The sequence below is a fragment of the Pseudomonas sp. S37 genome (assembly GCF_016658545.1).
In the GTDB taxonomy this organism is placed as follows: domain Bacteria; phylum Pseudomonadota; class Gammaproteobacteria; order Pseudomonadales; family Pseudomonadaceae; genus Aquipseudomonas.
Map to the genome: position 1 here is coordinate 97,796 of NZ_JACVZC010000004.1, position 17,086 is coordinate 114,881.

Annotated in this window: 15 protein-coding genes; 7 read left to right on the forward strand and 8 right to left on the reverse strand. The window is 51.1% G+C overall.

Annotated elements, in window-relative coordinates:
• Positions 1–141: 141 nt before the first annotated feature.
• The 5 genes from IAE39_RS02950 to IAE39_RS02970 all read right to left on the reverse strand — a co-directional run bounded on the left by IAE39_RS02950 (position 142) and on the right by IAE39_RS02970 (position 6,757).
• Positions 142–2,022 (reverse strand): feruloyl-CoA synthase, encoded by a 1,881-nt coding sequence (locus IAE39_RS02950; RefSeq protein WP_201199237.1) that lies wholly within the window; start codon positions 2,020–2,022, stop codon positions 142–144.
• A 35-nt stretch (positions 2,023–2,057) separates the two neighbouring features.
• Positions 2,058–3,500 (reverse strand): aldehyde dehydrogenase, encoded by a 1,443-nt coding sequence (locus tag IAE39_RS02955; RefSeq protein ID WP_201199239.1) that lies wholly within the window; start codon positions 3,498–3,500, stop codon positions 2,058–2,060.
• Positions 3,501–3,560: 60 nt separating this feature from the next.
• Complete coding sequence (locus IAE39_RS02960; RefSeq protein WP_201199241.1) at positions 3,561–4,391, reverse strand: p-hydroxycinnamoyl CoA hydratase/lyase; 831 nt, start codon at positions 4,389–4,391, stop codon at positions 3,561–3,563.
• 102 nt (positions 4,392–4,493) lie between these two features.
• On the reverse strand, positions 4,494–5,672 hold the full coding sequence (gene mhpT / locus IAE39_RS02965) for a 3-(3-hydroxy-phenyl)propionate transporter MhpT (RefSeq protein ID WP_201199243.1): 1,179 nt from the start codon (positions 5,670–5,672) through the stop codon (positions 4,494–4,496).
• Positions 5,673–5,887: 215 nt separating this feature from the next.
• Positions 5,888–6,757, reverse strand: a complete 870-nt coding sequence (locus IAE39_RS02970; protein ID WP_201199245.1) for an AraC family transcriptional regulator — start codon at positions 6,755–6,757, stop codon at positions 5,888–5,890.
• Positions 6,758–6,975: 218 nt separating this feature from the next.
• On the opposite strand from IAE39_RS02970, the gene IAE39_RS02975 reads away from it, so the two are divergent.
• The 4 genes from IAE39_RS02975 to IAE39_RS02990 all read left to right on the forward strand — a co-directional run bounded on the left by IAE39_RS02975 (position 6,976) and on the right by IAE39_RS02990 (position 12,193).
• Positions 6,976–7,704 carry a TorF family putative porin gene (locus tag IAE39_RS02975; protein ID WP_201199247.1) on the forward strand — a complete coding sequence of 243 codons (729 nt, stop codon included), beginning with the start codon at positions 6,976–6,978 and terminating at the stop codon, positions 7,702–7,704.
• Positions 7,705–7,728: 24 nt separating this feature from the next.
• Entirely contained in the window at positions 7,729–9,594 is a 1,866-nt protein-coding gene (locus IAE39_RS02980) for a CocE/NonD family hydrolase (protein WP_201199254.1), read from the forward strand.
• Between the two features lie 71 nt (positions 9,595–9,665).
• Positions 9,666–10,253, forward strand: coding sequence for a DUF3237 domain-containing protein (locus IAE39_RS02985; RefSeq protein WP_201199255.1), 588 nt, complete (start codon positions 9,666–9,668; stop codon positions 10,251–10,253).
• A 1,049-nt stretch (positions 10,254–11,302) separates the two neighbouring features.
• Positions 11,303–12,193 (forward strand): LysR substrate-binding domain-containing protein, encoded by an 891-nt coding sequence (locus IAE39_RS02990; protein ID WP_201199256.1) that lies wholly within the window; start codon positions 11,303–11,305, stop codon positions 12,191–12,193.
• On the opposite strand, the gene IAE39_RS02995 is transcribed toward IAE39_RS02990, so the two are convergent.
• The 3 genes from IAE39_RS02995 to IAE39_RS03005 all read right to left on the reverse strand — a co-directional run bounded on the left by IAE39_RS02995 (position 12,190) and on the right by IAE39_RS03005 (position 14,687).
• Positions 12,190–13,098 carry an MBL fold metallo-hydrolase gene (locus IAE39_RS02995; protein ID WP_328825461.1) on the reverse strand — a complete coding sequence of 303 codons (909 nt, stop codon included), beginning with the start codon at positions 13,096–13,098 and terminating at the stop codon, positions 12,190–12,192. The two genes, IAE39_RS02990 and IAE39_RS02995, sit on opposite strands and share 4 nt — an antisense overlap.
• 157 nt (positions 13,099–13,255) lie before the next feature.
• Positions 13,256–13,423, reverse strand: a complete 168-nt coding sequence (locus IAE39_RS03000) for a hypothetical protein (RefSeq protein WP_201199257.1) — start codon at positions 13,421–13,423, stop codon at positions 13,256–13,258.
• A gap of 364 nt (positions 13,424–13,787) precedes the next feature.
• Positions 13,788–14,687, reverse strand: a complete 900-nt coding sequence (locus IAE39_RS03005) for a LysR family transcriptional regulator (RefSeq protein WP_201199258.1) — start codon at positions 14,685–14,687, stop codon at positions 13,788–13,790.
• A 132-nt stretch (positions 14,688–14,819) separates the two neighbouring features.
• Between IAE39_RS03005 and IAE39_RS03010 the strand changes: the two genes are divergently transcribed.
• From IAE39_RS03010 to IAE39_RS03020, 3 genes are all read left to right on the forward strand, one after another.
• Positions 14,820–15,233, forward strand: coding sequence for a (R)-mandelonitrile lyase (locus IAE39_RS03010; RefSeq protein WP_201199354.1), 414 nt, complete (start codon positions 14,820–14,822; stop codon positions 15,231–15,233).
• Between the two features lie 36 nt (positions 15,234–15,269).
• Positions 15,270–16,040 carry an SDR family NAD(P)-dependent oxidoreductase gene (locus tag IAE39_RS03015; RefSeq protein WP_201199259.1) on the forward strand — a complete coding sequence of 257 codons (771 nt, stop codon included), beginning with the start codon at positions 15,270–15,272 and terminating at the stop codon, positions 16,038–16,040.
• Positions 16,041–16,434: 394 nt separating this feature from the next.
• Complete coding sequence (locus IAE39_RS03020) at positions 16,435–17,055, forward strand: cysteine hydrolase family protein (RefSeq protein ID WP_201199261.1); 621 nt, start codon at positions 16,435–16,437, stop codon at positions 17,053–17,055.
• Positions 17,056–17,086 lie beyond the last annotated feature (31 nt).

Consider the following 17,086-nt stretch of genomic DNA (forward strand, 5'->3'; position numbering starts at 1 on the left):
AACTAAATTATACTTTGCAGACGTCAAATGCTTTTCGCAGGCCTACTATGTGTGGACTTAAACGTTCTGGAAATGCGCTAGACATACCAGGCGTGCCGAATGGTATGCCTAGCGCAACTTACCTACCGCGTAGAGCTCATTTCACCGAGGCTGCGGAGCAACTACACAGAGAGAAAGGGGATCATTGTAAAGCTTTTCCACCAGCTCAGCTCGCCGACTGAGCACGTTTTGCTGGTTCAGTGAGCCTTTATCAGTGATTTCCCCAGCGTTCAAGCTCGGCGGCTCTGGTACTAGATAAGCCCAAGCAACAAAGGACGCAGTGCCAGTGGATGTTCGATTGATGCTTTCAAGTAGCTGCAAAAGCCACGCCCTGACAGGCGCAGAAGACAAGACCTTTTCGATAGGGTCATCAGGCATCGATGCCAATGAGCGGCATTGCTCATAATGGGGGAAAACCATGAGTCCGATCTGCTGCCGATTGGGCGCTGTCACTACCACATCTTGGATGTAAGGCGCACCCTCAAGAATAACTCTTGCACGCAGTGGCCCCACGCTTACGAATACACCCGTGCTCAGTTTGAAGTCCTCGGCTATCCGGCCATCGAACATTAACCCCCACTCCGGATGCTCCTGGTCTGCGAAGCACAATGCATCGCCCGAACGGTAGTACCCTTCGTCATCAAAGGCGTTTCGATTCAAGTCATCCTGCTTCCAATAGCCAGGCATGACATGTGGCCCTCGGAAGCGGGCCTCTAATTTCCCATCGACCGGCGCCAGTTTGACCTCACATCCAGGCGCAGGCAGCCCCACATAGCCAGCAATAGCCACAGGGCCGGTTGTAAATGTGCAGGAAGGGGCCGTCTCAGTCATACCTAGGCCGGCCATGATCCTAATTCGCTCGTTACAGTGCTTTTCTGCGATACGGTCGAGACGGTTCCATACAGCTTGACTGAGTCCAGCACCTGCAAAGAACAACATTTTGATTTTCGAGAAGAACGTCGAGCGAAGAGCAGCGTCTGCTTCCAAAGCGACCACCAGTTCCTCCCAGCCCTTTGGAACAGTCAGGTAAGCGGTGGGGGCGATTTCACGCAAGTTCCGTAGAGTTTCACCGAAGTGTTGGGGGGTTGGGCGCCCATCGTCTAAATACAGTGTTCCCCCATTGTACAAAACGATGCCCACATTATGGCTTCCGCCGAAAGTATGGTTCCAGGGCAGCCAATCAACCAAGACAGGTGGATCTATGCCAAACTCAGGAAAAGTTTGAAGGAGCATTTGTTGATTACTGGTGAGCATGCCTTGAGTAGTGATAACCGCCTTGGGCAACTTTGTAGAGCCACTCGTAAATAAAAACTTGGCGATAGTGCCAGAGTCAGTACAGGAAAACGCGAGATCCGCGAATGACAAATCCACCTCAGTAGCAAAATCACTGAAGGGAATTGTAATCCTATTAGTGACACCTCCAGTGGCAATAACTACCGGAGTCGCATCAGGAATGACAGCACAAATCGCCCTTTCATATGCTTGGCCATCACTCGCCATGACCAAACCAGGCTCAAGTAAGTCGACAATATATTTTAGTTTTGCAAAATCTGTTGCGACAGTTGAGTAGGCAGGAGATGCCGGACATACTGGGACACCGAGATAATATGCTGCCAGAGTCATCTGGAGGTGTTCCAGATCGTTCCCAGACAATATCAGAATTGGTCTAGAGGGACTTAGCTCGTACTTCACTAGATGGGCCGCCACAGTCCGAACCCTTTGAAGCATCTCTTTATAACTTATGCGGTGCCACTCACCATCCGATCCACGGCGAGCCACAAAGGTTGTGTTCGGCCTGGCTTCGGCCCAGTACACCAGACGATCTAGAATTCTAGGCGGCGCCTCCTTGAGCTTTTCTAGCGAGGAAAGATAAAAACAACCATCTCGCTGCTCAATATTCACAACCGGCGCTCCAATCTCCACCGGACGAAACGGAGTGGAGGCTTGCAAGGAGGAGTTATTGTTCAATATTTTAACCTCCATCTAACTAAGCATGATTTCTCACGAGTTAGAAAATATTAAATGGGGTATTGCCTAGGGCCGTTCTGCATTGTGATCCAGCGCAACTGTGTAAAATGGTCAATGCTCGCGCTTGATCCGAAACTTCCATAGCCACTCGACTTTACGCCGCCGAAAGGCATTGGAGCTTCATCATGTACCGTAGGGCCATTAATATGGCATATACCGGACTCCAAACGTTGCGCTAATGCCAGGGCTCGGGAAGAACTCTTGCTGAAGATCGCCGCTGATAAGCCAAACTCTGAATCGTTGGCTAGCTTCAGCAGCTCCTCATCTCCTTTGCCTCTGACGATTACAGCTACCGGGCCAAAGGACTCCTCATAATAAAGGCGCATTGCTGGAGTTACGTGGTCAAGCAAGACAGGCTGCATCACACTTCCCTCAATTCCACCCCCGGCCAACAAAGAAGCGCCGTTCTGGACTGCATCTTGGACGAGCGCTAAGACGCGTCGGGCCGCAGCTTCATCAATGAGCGAGCCGAGCACCGCCTCACCTGGCGGGCCCGCCACCAAGGACTGGGTTTTGAGAGTCATTCGTTCTGCGAACTCATTTGCTATGGACTCATCAACGATCAACCGCTCAGTTGACATGCATATTTGTCCTTGATTGAAATAGGCGCCAAATGCCGCAGCCTCAACAGCACAGTTTACATCGGCATCATCCAGCACCAGGAAAGGGGCCTTCCCCCCTAACTCAAGAACTGCTGGTTTCAGGTATTTACCCGCGAGTTGCCCGATAATACGACCCACGCCCGTTGACCCAGTGAAATTAACCCTCCTAACTGCCGGGTTGCTAATGAGCCGTTCAACGATAGCGGGAGCGTCAGCTGGTGCATTACTGATCACATTCACAACCCCATCACCCAGCTCAGCCGACTGGAGCACCTCCCCTATCAAGGCATGTGCTGCTGGGCTGCATTCAGATGTTTTGAGCACAACCGTGTTACCGCACGCCAACGGCATCGCTATTGCTCGAGTAGCCAAAATAAGCGGGGCATTCCAAGGAGCGATACCTAAGACCACTCCGCACGGCTGCCTGACAGCCATGCTGAAGCTACCAGGCACATCTGAAGCAATAATTTCCCCTTTGATCTGGGTAGTCATGGCGGCTGCATCGCGCAGCATGTTGGCCGCGAGTTTGACGTTGAAGCCGTACCACCTCTCAGTGGCGCCTGTCTCAGTAGCCATCGACATGAACTCCGAAGCCCGCGACTCCAGAAGCTCCGCTGCTCTGGTGAGACGCGCCCGTCTTTCACCTGGGCCAAGAGAGGCCCAAGCGGGGAATGCGCGTTGAGCGGCTGTCACAGCTTTATCAGCATCTTCCAGCGAGGCTGCTGCAACTCGGCTAACGACTTCACCGGTGAAAGGGCTGATGCGGTCGTAAGTAGCGCCATTCGAAGCCTGTACCTGAATGCCATCAATGAGTAGTGGAACGTCGAACATGCCCATTTTCCTCAGTTCAGAGAAATGGGCGGCAAGTGACTTCAGCCGCCCATAGATAAGTCAGCGGCGGTAGGTCTCAAGCCCGGGCTTGATCGACTTATCGTCCAAAAACTGCTTGAGGCCTTGGGCCCGCCCCCCCTCGGGGTCACGCAGCTGGGCTTGGTCGAGCTTGGCGTAGAGGTAGTCCTCACCCTGCTCCCAAGTGAGTTCTCGACACCGTTTGAAACCGTTCTTAGCCGCCCTTAGAACTACCGGGTTTTTCTCCAGCAGATTCATTGCGAGCTCAGTAACAGCGGCTTTCAAATCGGCAAAGGGCACGCTGCTATTCACCAATCCCATCTGAGCCGCTTTCTGACCGCTGAACGTCTTGCCAGTCATGATGTAAAACAGAGACTCTCGGTGGCCGACAGTATCAGCCATCGCTTTGCTGACGAGGTTTCCGGGCGGTATACCCCAATTGATTTCCGAAAGCCCGAACGTGGCCTCATCGGCACTGATTGCGAGATCGCAAGCCACCAGGGGACTGAAACCTCCACCAAAGCACCAGCCATTCACCATCGCAATGGTCGGTTTGCTGTAAAGGCGCAGACGGCGCCATTGCCACTCGGAAGCCTCGCGCCGAATCTTTTCTTGGAAAATCTCCGGAGCTTGATCAACCTCGCGGAAGTATTCTTTGAGATCCATTCCTGCTGTCCATGCGGTACCTTCTCCGGTGAGCACAAGCACTCCAGCATCTGGATCCTGCTCAACCGCGTCCAACACCTCAAGCATTTCGCGATTCAGAGTAGGGCTCATCGCGTTTCGCTTTTCCGGTCGATTGAGACTCACCCAGGCAATGCCTTGTTCAACAGTAACCTTAACAGTCTGCCAGCGATCACTATACTTACTCATACAATAAACCTCTCTTTTTTCATTGTTATTTCAAGTTCAGGCCCATGGCTAACTACTTGATTTTTGCATGGGAACATGCCTGGGTACTATTTGCACTTACAGTCAAACAGCCTGTTTACTCATACCTCGTACAAGAACCGCAGCGGCGATACAAACACCTGGAGTGGCGGCGTATATGACGCCAGCGCTACCGATACCAGCGGCTAAAATCTGGCCAGCAATTAGTGGGCCCGCGACTGATCCTAGGCGCCCTATGGCGACCGCTGCCCCTACGCCGGTCGCACGAAAGTGAGTCGGGTACAGTGAAGGTGTGGTGGCATATAAGAGCAACTGAGCGGCAATCACAAACCCACCAGCTAAAAAACCCACAATAAGCATTGATCCCACAGATGTCACAGATGCGACACCAAGGAGGCTAGCCACTAGACCGGCATAGACGAAGCAGATTACAAGCGTCTTGTTAAAGCGATCTAACAAAAAGCCGCCTAGTAATGAACCTATTGCCCCACCAATATTGAACGAGACCTGTACCTGAGCGGCATCTAACTGGTTGAACCCAAGCCCCAACAACAGCGAAGGTAACCAGTTCAGCAGCATATACATCACTGTCAGAGTGAAAAAGTACGAAATCCATAGGCAGAGGGTGGTGCCCATGCGCCCTGCGCCACAGAGCGCATTGAGTGTCGAGGAACCATCAATAGCATACGGCTTTTGAAAAGATGTCGACTCCTGAAGCCAAACAATTAACATCGGCACTATCAGTAAAGGCGCCACGCCTCCCACAACAAATACCAGTCTCCAGTCGTCTCCGTAAGATACCCCGAGCAAGGACGCCAAAGCCCCTCCAAGCGGTACGCCGCAGTACATGATACTAACTGCGGTACTACGTTTTCGTTCGTCTACAGCTTCAGCACAAAGGGCAATCAAATTAGGAAGCGCCGCACCAAGGCCTATCCCCGTGAATAGTCGAGCAACGATTAGAGAGGCGAAGGTATCCGTCAACACGGTGACTATAGAGAAAATACCGAATAGCATTACTGCGCCGATTAAAACAGTTTTGCGTCCTAATCGGTCAGCCAGCAAACCTCCATAGAACGATCCAGGCAGCAGTCCAATCAAACCTGCACTGAAGACCCACCCCAAACCAGCTGAGTCGAGCTGATAGCTCTGTTTGATACCGGAGGCTGCAATACCGACCGACTGAAGATCTAGCCCTTCAATAAGGGCCACCAGGAAACAAAGTACGACTGTGAGGCTAGCTCGAGAGGCTGTGGCAGGCATAGGTAGGACTCTATTTGTTTTAAGACGCCATGCAATGCACAAAGGTTAACAACATTAACTAATTTAGCGCCAGCGGCCAATCTACGGCTCGTAGCCGTCAGTAACCTAATGATTTTGTTGATATAGTTGAGGCAGCTATCCGAAATGCGATCTTGTCCTATCGAAAATTCGATAGCTTTACATGCAAAAGCTAGCGAACAAAATTGAGGCGCGCCCTACAGGGCGCGTCGGAGGGTCGTTTTGGGGTACTCACCGAACAGGGTGTGATAGGCGTGTGAAAATCTTCCCAGGTGCCAAAAAGACCATCGCATAGCGATTTCTGCCACGGTCACTTCTGTAGGATCCGCACGCAGAAGGTCTCGCCTAGCCGCATTCAAGCGGCGGTTTTTTAGCCATGCAGTCGGCGACATGCCTGCATATCTCAAAAAAGATTGCTGAACGTGTCGAACCGACACGCCTGTAGCTGCAGCCATGTCAAGGATGCTCAAACAGTCAAACGGGGAGTCATGTGCGAGCTGCTTCACGCCTTCCACAATCCGCCGCGAGTAGCAATTGGTGCGGCGATGTGGCTCATGATGGGCAGCCTCATCTAGGAGCAAGAAGCATCCATCTGCGATCTGCTGGGAAAACCCTGGCTGATCAATGTCGAACCTGCCGTTCATAGCCCCGCTAAGGTAGCCAGAAAGCAAGGTTGCATAAGGTCTGCAGCTGGGGGAGCGTAGTGGTTGCAGAATGAGATGATCGAGAGGCGCAAGCCCGCGCGCGTGCGCGGGAAGCTTGAGAACGACTGCGACCTCACGGTAGTGCTCTGGAGTAACCCACCCATTACAGGTCTGGCCGTCGAGTAGGTACAGCGTATTCTCTGTCAGGTCGAAACTGAAAACCAAGGTGTCGACTGGAGCATGGAACTCCTGCTCAACACGAAGATTCATGCTCTCCTCGTACAGCTCTATTCCGCTTATCTCAGCATGAACGAGCTTTCCATGGTAGCGGCCAGATGACATCTGTGTGTAGCTCTCCTCCCACCCGCTCAGCGCAACGTGACGATCACAAAACTCAGTTGTCTCCACCACACGGATCGGCATAAGCTCACCTTCAACACCTTGTTAATGACGTTAACTATAAACCTAAGCTCCTTTGCGTTTGTTCGCAAGGTGGATAGATTGAGCGTGAGCGAAGGCTGTAGCTTGGGAGCCGGAGCCTCGTCATGGCCTTACCGCATCGAGGCCTGAAGAAAAATAGATAATCGCAATAACTACATTAGTGCCAATCTGCCATCAAAAATAAGAACGGAGCGGAGCACATGAAACAGAGCACCCTGTGCCTTGGCGCAGCTGTTGCCTTGGCCAGTTCACTGACAGCACACGCAGTGGAAATCAACCACGACCTTTCTCTTAACCTCCTAGTGACGGGCGCAAGTGATTACCGGACGGGCGGCATATCTCAGACTCGAAATAATCCTACTCTTCAGTTTGACGTGAGCCTCCAACACTCGAGTGGACTTTTACTGGGCGTATTTACCTCCAATGTCGATTTCGACACAGATACACGTCGCGAATATGATTACTACGCCGGAATAATCAAATCGCTCACCGACAATATAAGCGCATCGCTAATTTACTATGAATACGACTACCCGAAAGATAGTCAATTCAATTATGGTGAATGGATCGGCACAATTACCGCCTACGACTTCACGCTGGGTATGAAATATACCAAAGAGGTGAAACCGTATGGTGATGACCGAAGTGTAATATGGGCTGGGTACTCTCTTGACCTACCCTATGGGTCGTCAATCGATTTCAGATGGGGCTATTCTGATGCCAAAGACCCAATATTTATCAGCTCAAGCGGAAGCACACGCAGTGGCTACCGCGACTGGGAAGTCGGCGTAAATAAAGATTTCGTCGGAGTAAATTGGCGACTGTCTTACGTTGATACGGATCTTTCTAGAACGGAGTGCGAATCCACACAAGGCTTAGACGACATTTGCTCTGCGACCGTTATGCTTTCGGCTTCGAAACTGTTTTGATTTTTTTGGCTACAGAGGTGCCTCATGCGTATCCGCAAGATTAATAGACTCGTGCGCTTCACCACTTTTAGCATCGCTATAGGGCTCGCCGCAACCTCTGCGCTTGCTCAGGATGTGCCAGGGCAAGACACAAGCAATATTCCAAAGCGGCAGTGGAAGGAGTTCTGGGGCAAGCGCGAAACAGGATATCTCAAAACCGCCGATGGAACAGAGCTTCGCTATTCGGCCCTCCTTCCCGACAGTACCGGCCAATTCCCGGTGTTGGTTCGTTATAGCGGATACGATTCAGGAAGCATTGGCGGAAGCGCATATCTGGCGGATGACGAAACCTTTTCCGTTGATCTCGATAAGCAGCTAGTAGGTTTGGGATACGCTGTTGTAGGCGTACAAGCTCGAGGTACTGGCTGCTCACAGGGAACCTTCGATTTTCTAGGGCCTGCTTATGGCACTGACGGCCATGACGCGATTGAACTGATTGCAAAAAAGAGCTGGTCGAACGGTAAGGTTGGAATGTTTGGTTGGTCGTGGGCTGGCATGTCTCAACTAATGACGGCCTCACAACGCCCATCAAGCCTGAAGGCCATCGCCCCTGGTATGGCTTTGGGAGACGCTCGAGGCGACAGTTGGGCACCTGGGGGGGTTCCTGCTCCAGAGTTCGTTACTGCGTGGCATTGGTATCTCGATCAGCGTTGGGCTGCGGTCAAGGCCAGCGCCCAGAGCGAGGGCGACAAGCGCTGCCTGACCCAATTGGCCAAAAACGAAGCTGACATCGGTAAGCACGCACTGACCTATCAGCTTATCCGCCATCCGCTTCGTGATGACTGGGTTGAGCAACGAAATATTCGCCAGCGTACTCACCTGATCCAGGTGCCAATATTGTCCCTTGAGGCTTGGCAAGATGAGGCGGTCATGGCGCGTGAGGGCTATTATCATGAGACAGTAAAACCCGAGCAATTGTGGATAGTACAGACCAACGGCCCTCATGACATTTACGAATCTCACCAGTTTCGGGAAAAATTGGTGAAGTTTTTTGATCACTTCGTGAAAGGTGTAGACAACGGCTTCGACAAATCGCCTCATGTCGATATTTGGCAGGAAACTACGAGCGTAAATCGTAGTACACCTCACGATTTAAACGAGTCGGCCAAACCTACCTGGATGATCCAACGAGATAAGTTGCCCGTAGAAGTAACTCCAATTAGATTTGCGCTCAACAAAGGTGGCAAGCTTGTTGAGAATGGCGAGTCGGAAGGTGATCCTGACGAGTATAACTACCCAATTGCCGGCCCTGACGTGAATACCTACGAGGTAGACAATGCTTGGGGTGAGTTGAAGTCCGGATGGAGAGACGGAAGCCTGGCCTACACCTCTGAGCCGCTGAAGCGTGACTTGGTCACCTACGGGCCTGCGAGCGCCGATATCTGGTTAGCCACGCCCATGGGGCCTGACATGGATGTCCAGGTGACGATCACCCAATTGCTACCAGATGGGCAGGAAGTCTACGTTCAACGCGGATGGCTCAGGATGTCTGCCCGAAAGCTGGATGAAAACAAGTCCACATCGGTGCGTCCATGGCGCCTTGATACGCCAGATGCCATTGAACCGATGCTGCCGGAGACACCCACGCTTGGACGTATTGAGGTTCCACCCTTCTCACACTCATTCCGCGCTGGAACACGTTTGAGAATCTGGATTGACGCTCCTGGCCGCACTGGAGGTTATGGTTTCGATACCTTCGCCCTTCCCGCTCGCAACCAAGTGCTACATGATGCAACGCATCCTTCCAGCCTTGTACTCGGTGAGCTAAAAGGCGTAGCGGTCACCCAGCAACAACCCCAGTGTGACAGTCTTCTGAAGCAACCCTGCCGGATCGACCCCCTTAGAAAATAAAACGCAATAAAGCTATTGATCACGCATTTAAATATATTCGCTATAACGAAAAAACAAGGAACATATCTAAAATGAGATTAACACGTATTCGCAGCAACCCGCCCTTTAACTGGATATTCGCATCCGCATTCTGTGCTTGGCTTTCATTCACAACAGGGGCAGCCCAGGGAGTAGAACTCAAGGAGACCAAGCCTAATCGAGTGAAAACAGAACTGGTTATGCAAATTAATGTTAAACTCGGAAGCGATGAGGATATGGGCAAAGGCTCAGAAGGTCATCGAATCAACTATCCGATAATTGGTGGATCATTTGTTGGCTCCGGGATCAAAGGTGAAGTCATTCCTGGCGGCGCTGATATGTCAGTTGAGCGCAATGACGGCGTAACCAAAATTGACGCACTTTACCGACTGAAAACAGAAGATGGCGAAGTCATCATCATTCGTAACTATGGACTATGGCGACCGACAGCCGATGGACTGGCAAAACAAGCTAAAGGCTTAGAGCTGAGTGAAAGTGACTATTACTGCCGAACAGTTCCGTCATTCAGCACCCCACCTGGCAAGTATGAGTGGCTCGAAGACTACACGTATATTGGCACTATCGACGATGTGAACGATAAAGAAGTTCTTATAGGCATATACCGAGTAGACGGGGTATAGCCCCCAAAAAAATTATTCGACTCTAAAACTCTCAAGGTTATTCGCTTGGGAGTTTTTTAATTCTCAGATTAACGCACAAAATCAGAGCCAGTCCTGTACAGAAAACGGCAACACAGATACAGAGAAGATTTTGACTGAACAAACCGAGATTGTTCAAAGGACTACCGGGGACAGGGATGCTACATCGAGGCGCAGTATTTTGGGAATGGGCAGCCCCCACCCTGCAGCACCATTCTCATCAGGAGAGGCTCGCCGATGGAGCCCTGCTTGATGTTCAGGTGAGGCGTTCCCTGAGTGGCGATACACAGCTATTCATCGGCATTTACGAGAGGTCTGGCTTGGCTCGATTAGAGGAAGCCTATACGAAACTGCCCAGTGAGCATGTGGCACAAGCGCTCGAATGGGGAAAAATCAGGGGAAGGACTCTCGCTTAAAATGGCTGAGCAGGCGCAGGGGCTGCCAAGCACGGATAGTCGCGCTTGGCATGCGTAGCGCCATGAAGGACGTAACACAACCTTATGCACCGTTACGATACCAAACCACTTGTCGGAGCGGCTTCAGGGAGGCATGAGCCATCTTGAGGAAAAGCCTCCATCCAGCTAATACTGGAGTTACCTCTTGGGGAGGCAAAAAATGCAACCAAGATTCGTTCTTGTTCCGGGTGTGCCATCTGACACGGAATCATTTCGGTTAGGTATTCGTTACTATGCTCGAACCGTCTCTGAGGGTTTCGACATTTACGACAATCAAGAGAAAGCACGGCTTAAAAGAGGCTTTCCGACTCGCGATCTGGGCGCGGCCATGTGCGAGAAGATGAACGCTGAAGCCATTAACCCCGACGCGTCATTTCCTGTGTTGAGATGTGAGTGAACCGGTAGACCCCAAGCCAGCCCAGAATAGCTGCCACATTATGCATACTGGATGCTGATACTTTGAGATGCCCCAGGCAGGCAAAAAAGGGGTAGGCTACATCCATCCGCTTCAGGCAGTGATCATGAAGAGAGATTGCTTCATTCTCTGCCGTTTTTGGAGCCCCGCCAGGAGATGAGATGGCCCTCCCCCCTTTACACGCCTTCAAGGTATTTGAAAGCGTTGCACGCCTAGGTAGCCTGTCCAGCGCGGCAGTCGAACTGCATGTCACGACTGGTGCTGTTAGCCAGCAGCTCAAAGCCTTGCAGGCCAGTTTGGACGTTGAGCTGTTCTCAAAGCATGGTCGACAGCTTGTTCTCACACCTAGTGGTCGTCGACTGCAAGAAAGGGTAGCCAAAGCGATGGGCGAGATTGCGGAAGCCGTGGGCGAACTTCATGGCACTCATGCGCACCGCGAGGTCACTGAGATTACCTTGTCCACTCCCCCGTTTGAAGGCACTGAGTGGTTAGTATCACCATTGCTGCGGTTCATGGCCGAATCCAACTCGGTGAAAGTCACTGTAGTGACGGCGCCCAACATGGCGCAGGTAGATTGGAAACGTGCGGACATTGCAGTGGTTTACGGAGCGCCACCTTGGCCTGGTTATTGGTGGCGACTTCTACATGGGATAGGCATGATACCCGTATGCAGCCCTTCGTTCCTAGGAGGGCCACTCGCTATACATAGTGCGGAAGACCTAGCCAAACACCGTTTACTCCATGAGGACGATGGGAGCCAATGGAAGAAGTGGCTGGCTGAATCAGGTCTTAAGAGGACTGGCTTTAGAGACGTTCACTTCGAAGATTTCGGTCTGGTTCTACAGGCAGCCCGCGATGGTTTTGGTGTCGCGCTGAGCGACGAGGTAGTATCCGCACGCGACCTAAGAGAAGGAAAGTTGGTCTGTCCTCTACCCAGCTCGGTACCAGCTACATTCAACTATTACATTGTCTGTACTGAGAACATGCGAGAACGCCCGGAGATCCGAGCGTTCATCGATAGCTTGCTGAAGATTGTGGATAAATCAGTTTAGTAGCCGTATCCACGACCGTCAGAGAACTGAATATCAGTCAAAATACTGATGTTATCCTCGACCTTGTATACCTTTGAGCTTTTAATCAGCTCTGGATCACTAAAGGCCTGACTTTTGCCGCTGCCCGCCTGTATTTCAATCATTTTATTCCGTATCGCAACTACAGACTCGTAGGTCATCGCTGGAACTTTTGTTGGATTTTCATCAGCATGCGCACCATAAATCGCGGTTTTCGGGTTGATGATCTTGAGAGTGGCGTTAAGCGACGAAACATAGTCCTTCACATTTCCAGCCAAGAGCCAAGAAGGATAGAGGTGGTCACCCGACAGGAGAACATTGTGAGCTTCGTCGTAAAGCGCAACCTCATCTTGCGTATGGCCAGGAACGCTTATCAAGCGGACTCTAAGTCCACCAAGATCTATATTTTCATTTGGCTTAATCAGTCGAGCCACTTTGAACGGCGGAACCGTCATATGATCAATATTACCCAAATAAACTGGCTCAGGGACGTGATACAGGCCATCCTCTCGCTTAAATTTTCGGGTAAACGGAGTATCTACCAGGTAAACACTCTGAAAGTTGTGAAGCCCGCCAAGGTGATCAAAATGCAAATGAGAAGGCAACACCGCAAGAGGCTTGTCAGTGATTTGTTTTGCCACTTCCGTGATGTCTTCCTGCTGATTAGCACCTGCATCAAACATCAGCGCCTGCTTGTCTCCCACCAATAAATATGAATAATTTTTTTGGTAATAGTTAGGCTCACCAATTGCATAAAGGTAATCTGATAGTTTGTGCACAACAAACGCAGGCGAGCTTGGCTTTGTAACATCCTCAGCCTGAACACCTCCAGATATGCAGGAGATAAAAATCGATGTCAAGGCCAGTATTTTCGATAGCTTGCGCACGAGACAATTATCCTCAGTATTATTATTGGACACGGGAACAGGCGCCCCAAGCCACATCAAGCCGTGCCGATCACGAAATATCAATGCATATTTCCTGAAGGATAATAGTTTAGAAAAACTGAACAAAATCTCTCCATGCCTTGGGATAATGAAATTATTAAATGTTTTTGGGAACAATCCATAACACTATTGCCACTCCTAGCAAGAGCAGCGGTGCAATGGACATCATCCCCAGGTAAGCCACCCGGGTAAGGTCATTGATAAAACCGACCAACATCGGAATCACTATACCACTGAGTTGACCAATAGAGTTGATGGCAGCCACGCCTGTTTCGACAGCCATCCCACTGAATTTTAATTTAGGCGAAATCCAAAATACCGGCATAGCTACATATGAGCCAGAAGTAGCGATTGTTAGCCCGAGCTATTATCCGAATAGAGGCAAGGCAAGAGATACCCTATACATGCTACCAGTAGACAACTCCAAGTAAGCGTCCGACGGTTGCCTGATTTGTCGGATATCCGAGTCACTCCAATCATCGCAACCACTGCAATGATGTACTTAAGCTCCGCCTCGGCTAATACGCTCTAGATAATCTAAGGATTAGGCCATCCCCGGTTTTGTAGATTATAGGCTTCGAGGGGGGGGAGGAGCCTCATAAGGTGCACGACTTTTGCATAAGCGTTAATTACAGAACTTGGTCATTTCGTATCGCATCCAGAACTACCTTGAAGGCAGCCGTTTGCTGTCTTCTTGACGGGTAGTAAATATGATATCCCGGAAATTCATCTGACCAACTTTTAAGAATTTCTACGAGTTCGCCGCTAACGAGAAATGGCTGAATCTGGGCATCGGGCAGTTGAGCTATACCTACTCCCGATAAACACGCATCCAGAATTTGAAAGACACTATTCATAATCAACGGGCCCTTCACCCTTATCCTAAACTCATTCCCTTCATCAATAAACTCCCAAGGATACAACCCTCCATGCGTGGGTAATCGCAGGTTAATACAACGGTGACTCATCAAATCATCGGGTTGAGATGGTAAACCGTGCCGTGTTAAGTACGCCGGCGACGCTACAGTGACCATTCGCATGGGAGGCCCGATAGGCACCGCTACCATATCAGCATCAATAATTCCGCCGAGCCGCACGCCGGCGTCGATGCGGTCGGCGACGATGTCAGTGAGGCCATAATCGGTAATCAGCTCGATGACTACTTCTGGATACATATCAAGCACCGGCTTGAGCCTTGGCCACAGAACATTGCGTGCGGCAAATTCATCAGCGGTTATACGCACTGTACCTGAGGGTCGCTGCCCTAGATCTGCCAGAGCTCCCAAATGCATTTCTATCTGTTCCAGAAGTGGAGCGATGTCCCGGAGCAATTTTTCACCGGCCTCCGTGCGAGTAACACTGCGGGTGGTGCGAGTTAACAACCTCGCTCCCAGTCGTTCCTCCAGTGCCCGGATGGTTTGGCTCACCGCCGAAGGCGAAACGCCGAGATGAGCCGCTGCCCGAGTGAAATTACTTTCCCTTGCCACAGCAACGAAAACCACCAGATCACGCAAACTGTCCGCAAGCATTGTTTAGCACCACTTCATACCGATTTCACTATTTCACAGATACACGAATCAACCGCTCCCCGCTACAGTTTTCTGACTGAAGATTGAAACGAGGTAAGCAGCGTGATCGACATCGAACAGAGTGACGCCGGCATGCAAATTCACCGGGCAGGCTCGAGCAAAGCCATCTCAGGGCCGGCTGAGTGGTTTACTGGGCGGGTGCGAATAGACCGCATCTTTACAGCCCCCGAGCCGGCGCGGGTCGGGGTTGCAGTCGTTAACTTTGAGCCTGGAGCACGAACCAACTGGCATACACATCCGCTTGGCCAGGTTCTGCTGGTCACGGATGGAGTGGGATGGACGCAATGTGAGGAGGGCCCTAAAACGGAAATTCGGGCGGGTGATCTGATCTGGTGCGATTGCGGTCGTCGTCATTGGCATGGAGCAACTGATACCACCGCAATGCAACACATCGCAATCAACGAATCCTTGGACGGTAGGCCTGTGAACTGGTTCGAGCCCGTTACAGATGAGACCTACCTGAGTGGGCCGGTCAAGAAGGGCTAGCTAAATCCAATCGTTGAACCAATAGTAGAGGTATGTATGAACGAAATCACGTATGACTTCTCCGGGCAGGTAGCTCTGGTCACGGGAGCTGCATCAGGCATGGGGCTGGCAACAGCTCGTGCTTTTGCCGAAGCAGGAGCCTCGGTTGCTCTGGCTGATATTAATGACATTGCCCTCGAAGCAGTGACTCAGCAATTGACGGATGCTGGTTACCGAGTGATTGGTGTGCCTGGTGATATATCGGACGAGGCATATGTCAAATCAATGGTTGAGAAAACCGTCGCATCCTTTGGAAGATTAGACATGGCGTTCAACAACGCAGGCATCCAAAGTCCCGCCGTCGAAACTGCCGATGTCACAAGTGAGGTATTCGACCGGATAAACGCCATCAACCTTCGTGGTGTATGGCTTTGCATGAAGTACCAGCTAGCTGAGATGCGAAAGCAGGGCTCCGGAGCAATCGTCAACAATTCCTCACTTGGCGGCCTGGTCGGAGTACCAGGCCGAGCTGCTTATCATGCCGCCAAGCATGGCCTATTGGGCATGACCAAGAGCGCGGCACTTGAATATGCCGCCCAAGGCATTCGCATCAACGCAATATGCCCAGGGATCATCGAGACACCGATGGTCGCAGATATGCTCAAGGGTGAGACGGAAATAATGAACGACATGATGAAGGATGTACCTATCCGACGTCTGGGCACAGCTAAAGAAATCGCTGATGCTGTGCTCTGGCTTTGTAGCACTGCCTCAACCTTCATCGTTGGAGTCGCTTTGCCTATTGATGGCGGCTACACCGCACGCTGAGCAAGCGAGATTGATTCGGGCGCCCATCGCGGGGTTTGCACCGTGTCGATCTAACCAGCCGGGTGCTCAGCGTTACGTTGACGAACGAGACACCCGGTCTGACTCGCATAGCTATGGAGCCGCGTGGAGACGATTACATGATTGTGCGTCCCGTTCAGGAGCCTGCAACTGCCTACCCAGCTACCAAGACTAGCCGGCCCAACATGGGAGTGCAAAAAATTTCTAGCCCACACCACTCAATAGAAAAAACTTTCTAAAAAATCCTGATAGCCATTTGAATTAAGCAAAGCACCAACACTTCATTCATCATATATTTTTCTCGAAGCAACATACTCCAGCTTCGAAATTAATCGGGCGCTGGCTTAAATAAAAACTCTTCAGGGCTTATACCGTTATGATTAAAAAGTTTGGCAAAGAAACCGCTTACCTGCTCATTGATGTACAAAAGGGCGTAAATGACTTGAGCCATTGGGGCGGGCCAACAGGCCGTCGCAACAACCCAGACGCCGAACCAAATATGGCCGCTGTGTTGGCAGAATGGCGTCGAGCGGGCCTGACTGTTATCTATACCCAGCATGACTCTCGCCAGAAAGTATCGCCACTGAAGATCAGTCAGCCAGGTGGCGCATTCATGGATGAATTGCTGCCAAATCCTGGCGAGCTGATCATCTGGAAGGACGTGAACAGCTCCTTCATCGGTACTACATTGGAGCTAGAGTTGCGCCGTCGTGGTATCACCCGGTTGGTCATCACTGGTTTCTTCACCAACTACTGCGTTGAAACAACCGTTCGCATGGCCGGTAATATGGGCTATGATACTTACCTGATGCACGACGGCTGCGCCACTACCAACCAAATTGGTATCGACGGAGTCGACCATGACCCTGAGACCATTCATAGTCTCTCCATAACCAGCATGAACGGTGAGTTCTGCACGACTCTGGATCACAACCAGGTGCTGAGCCTGTTGGAAGTGGATAACGCCAATCTCAATCGCATCCAACGCAACGAATAACTTCCATCCTAGTAGGCGCAGGTGACGAAGC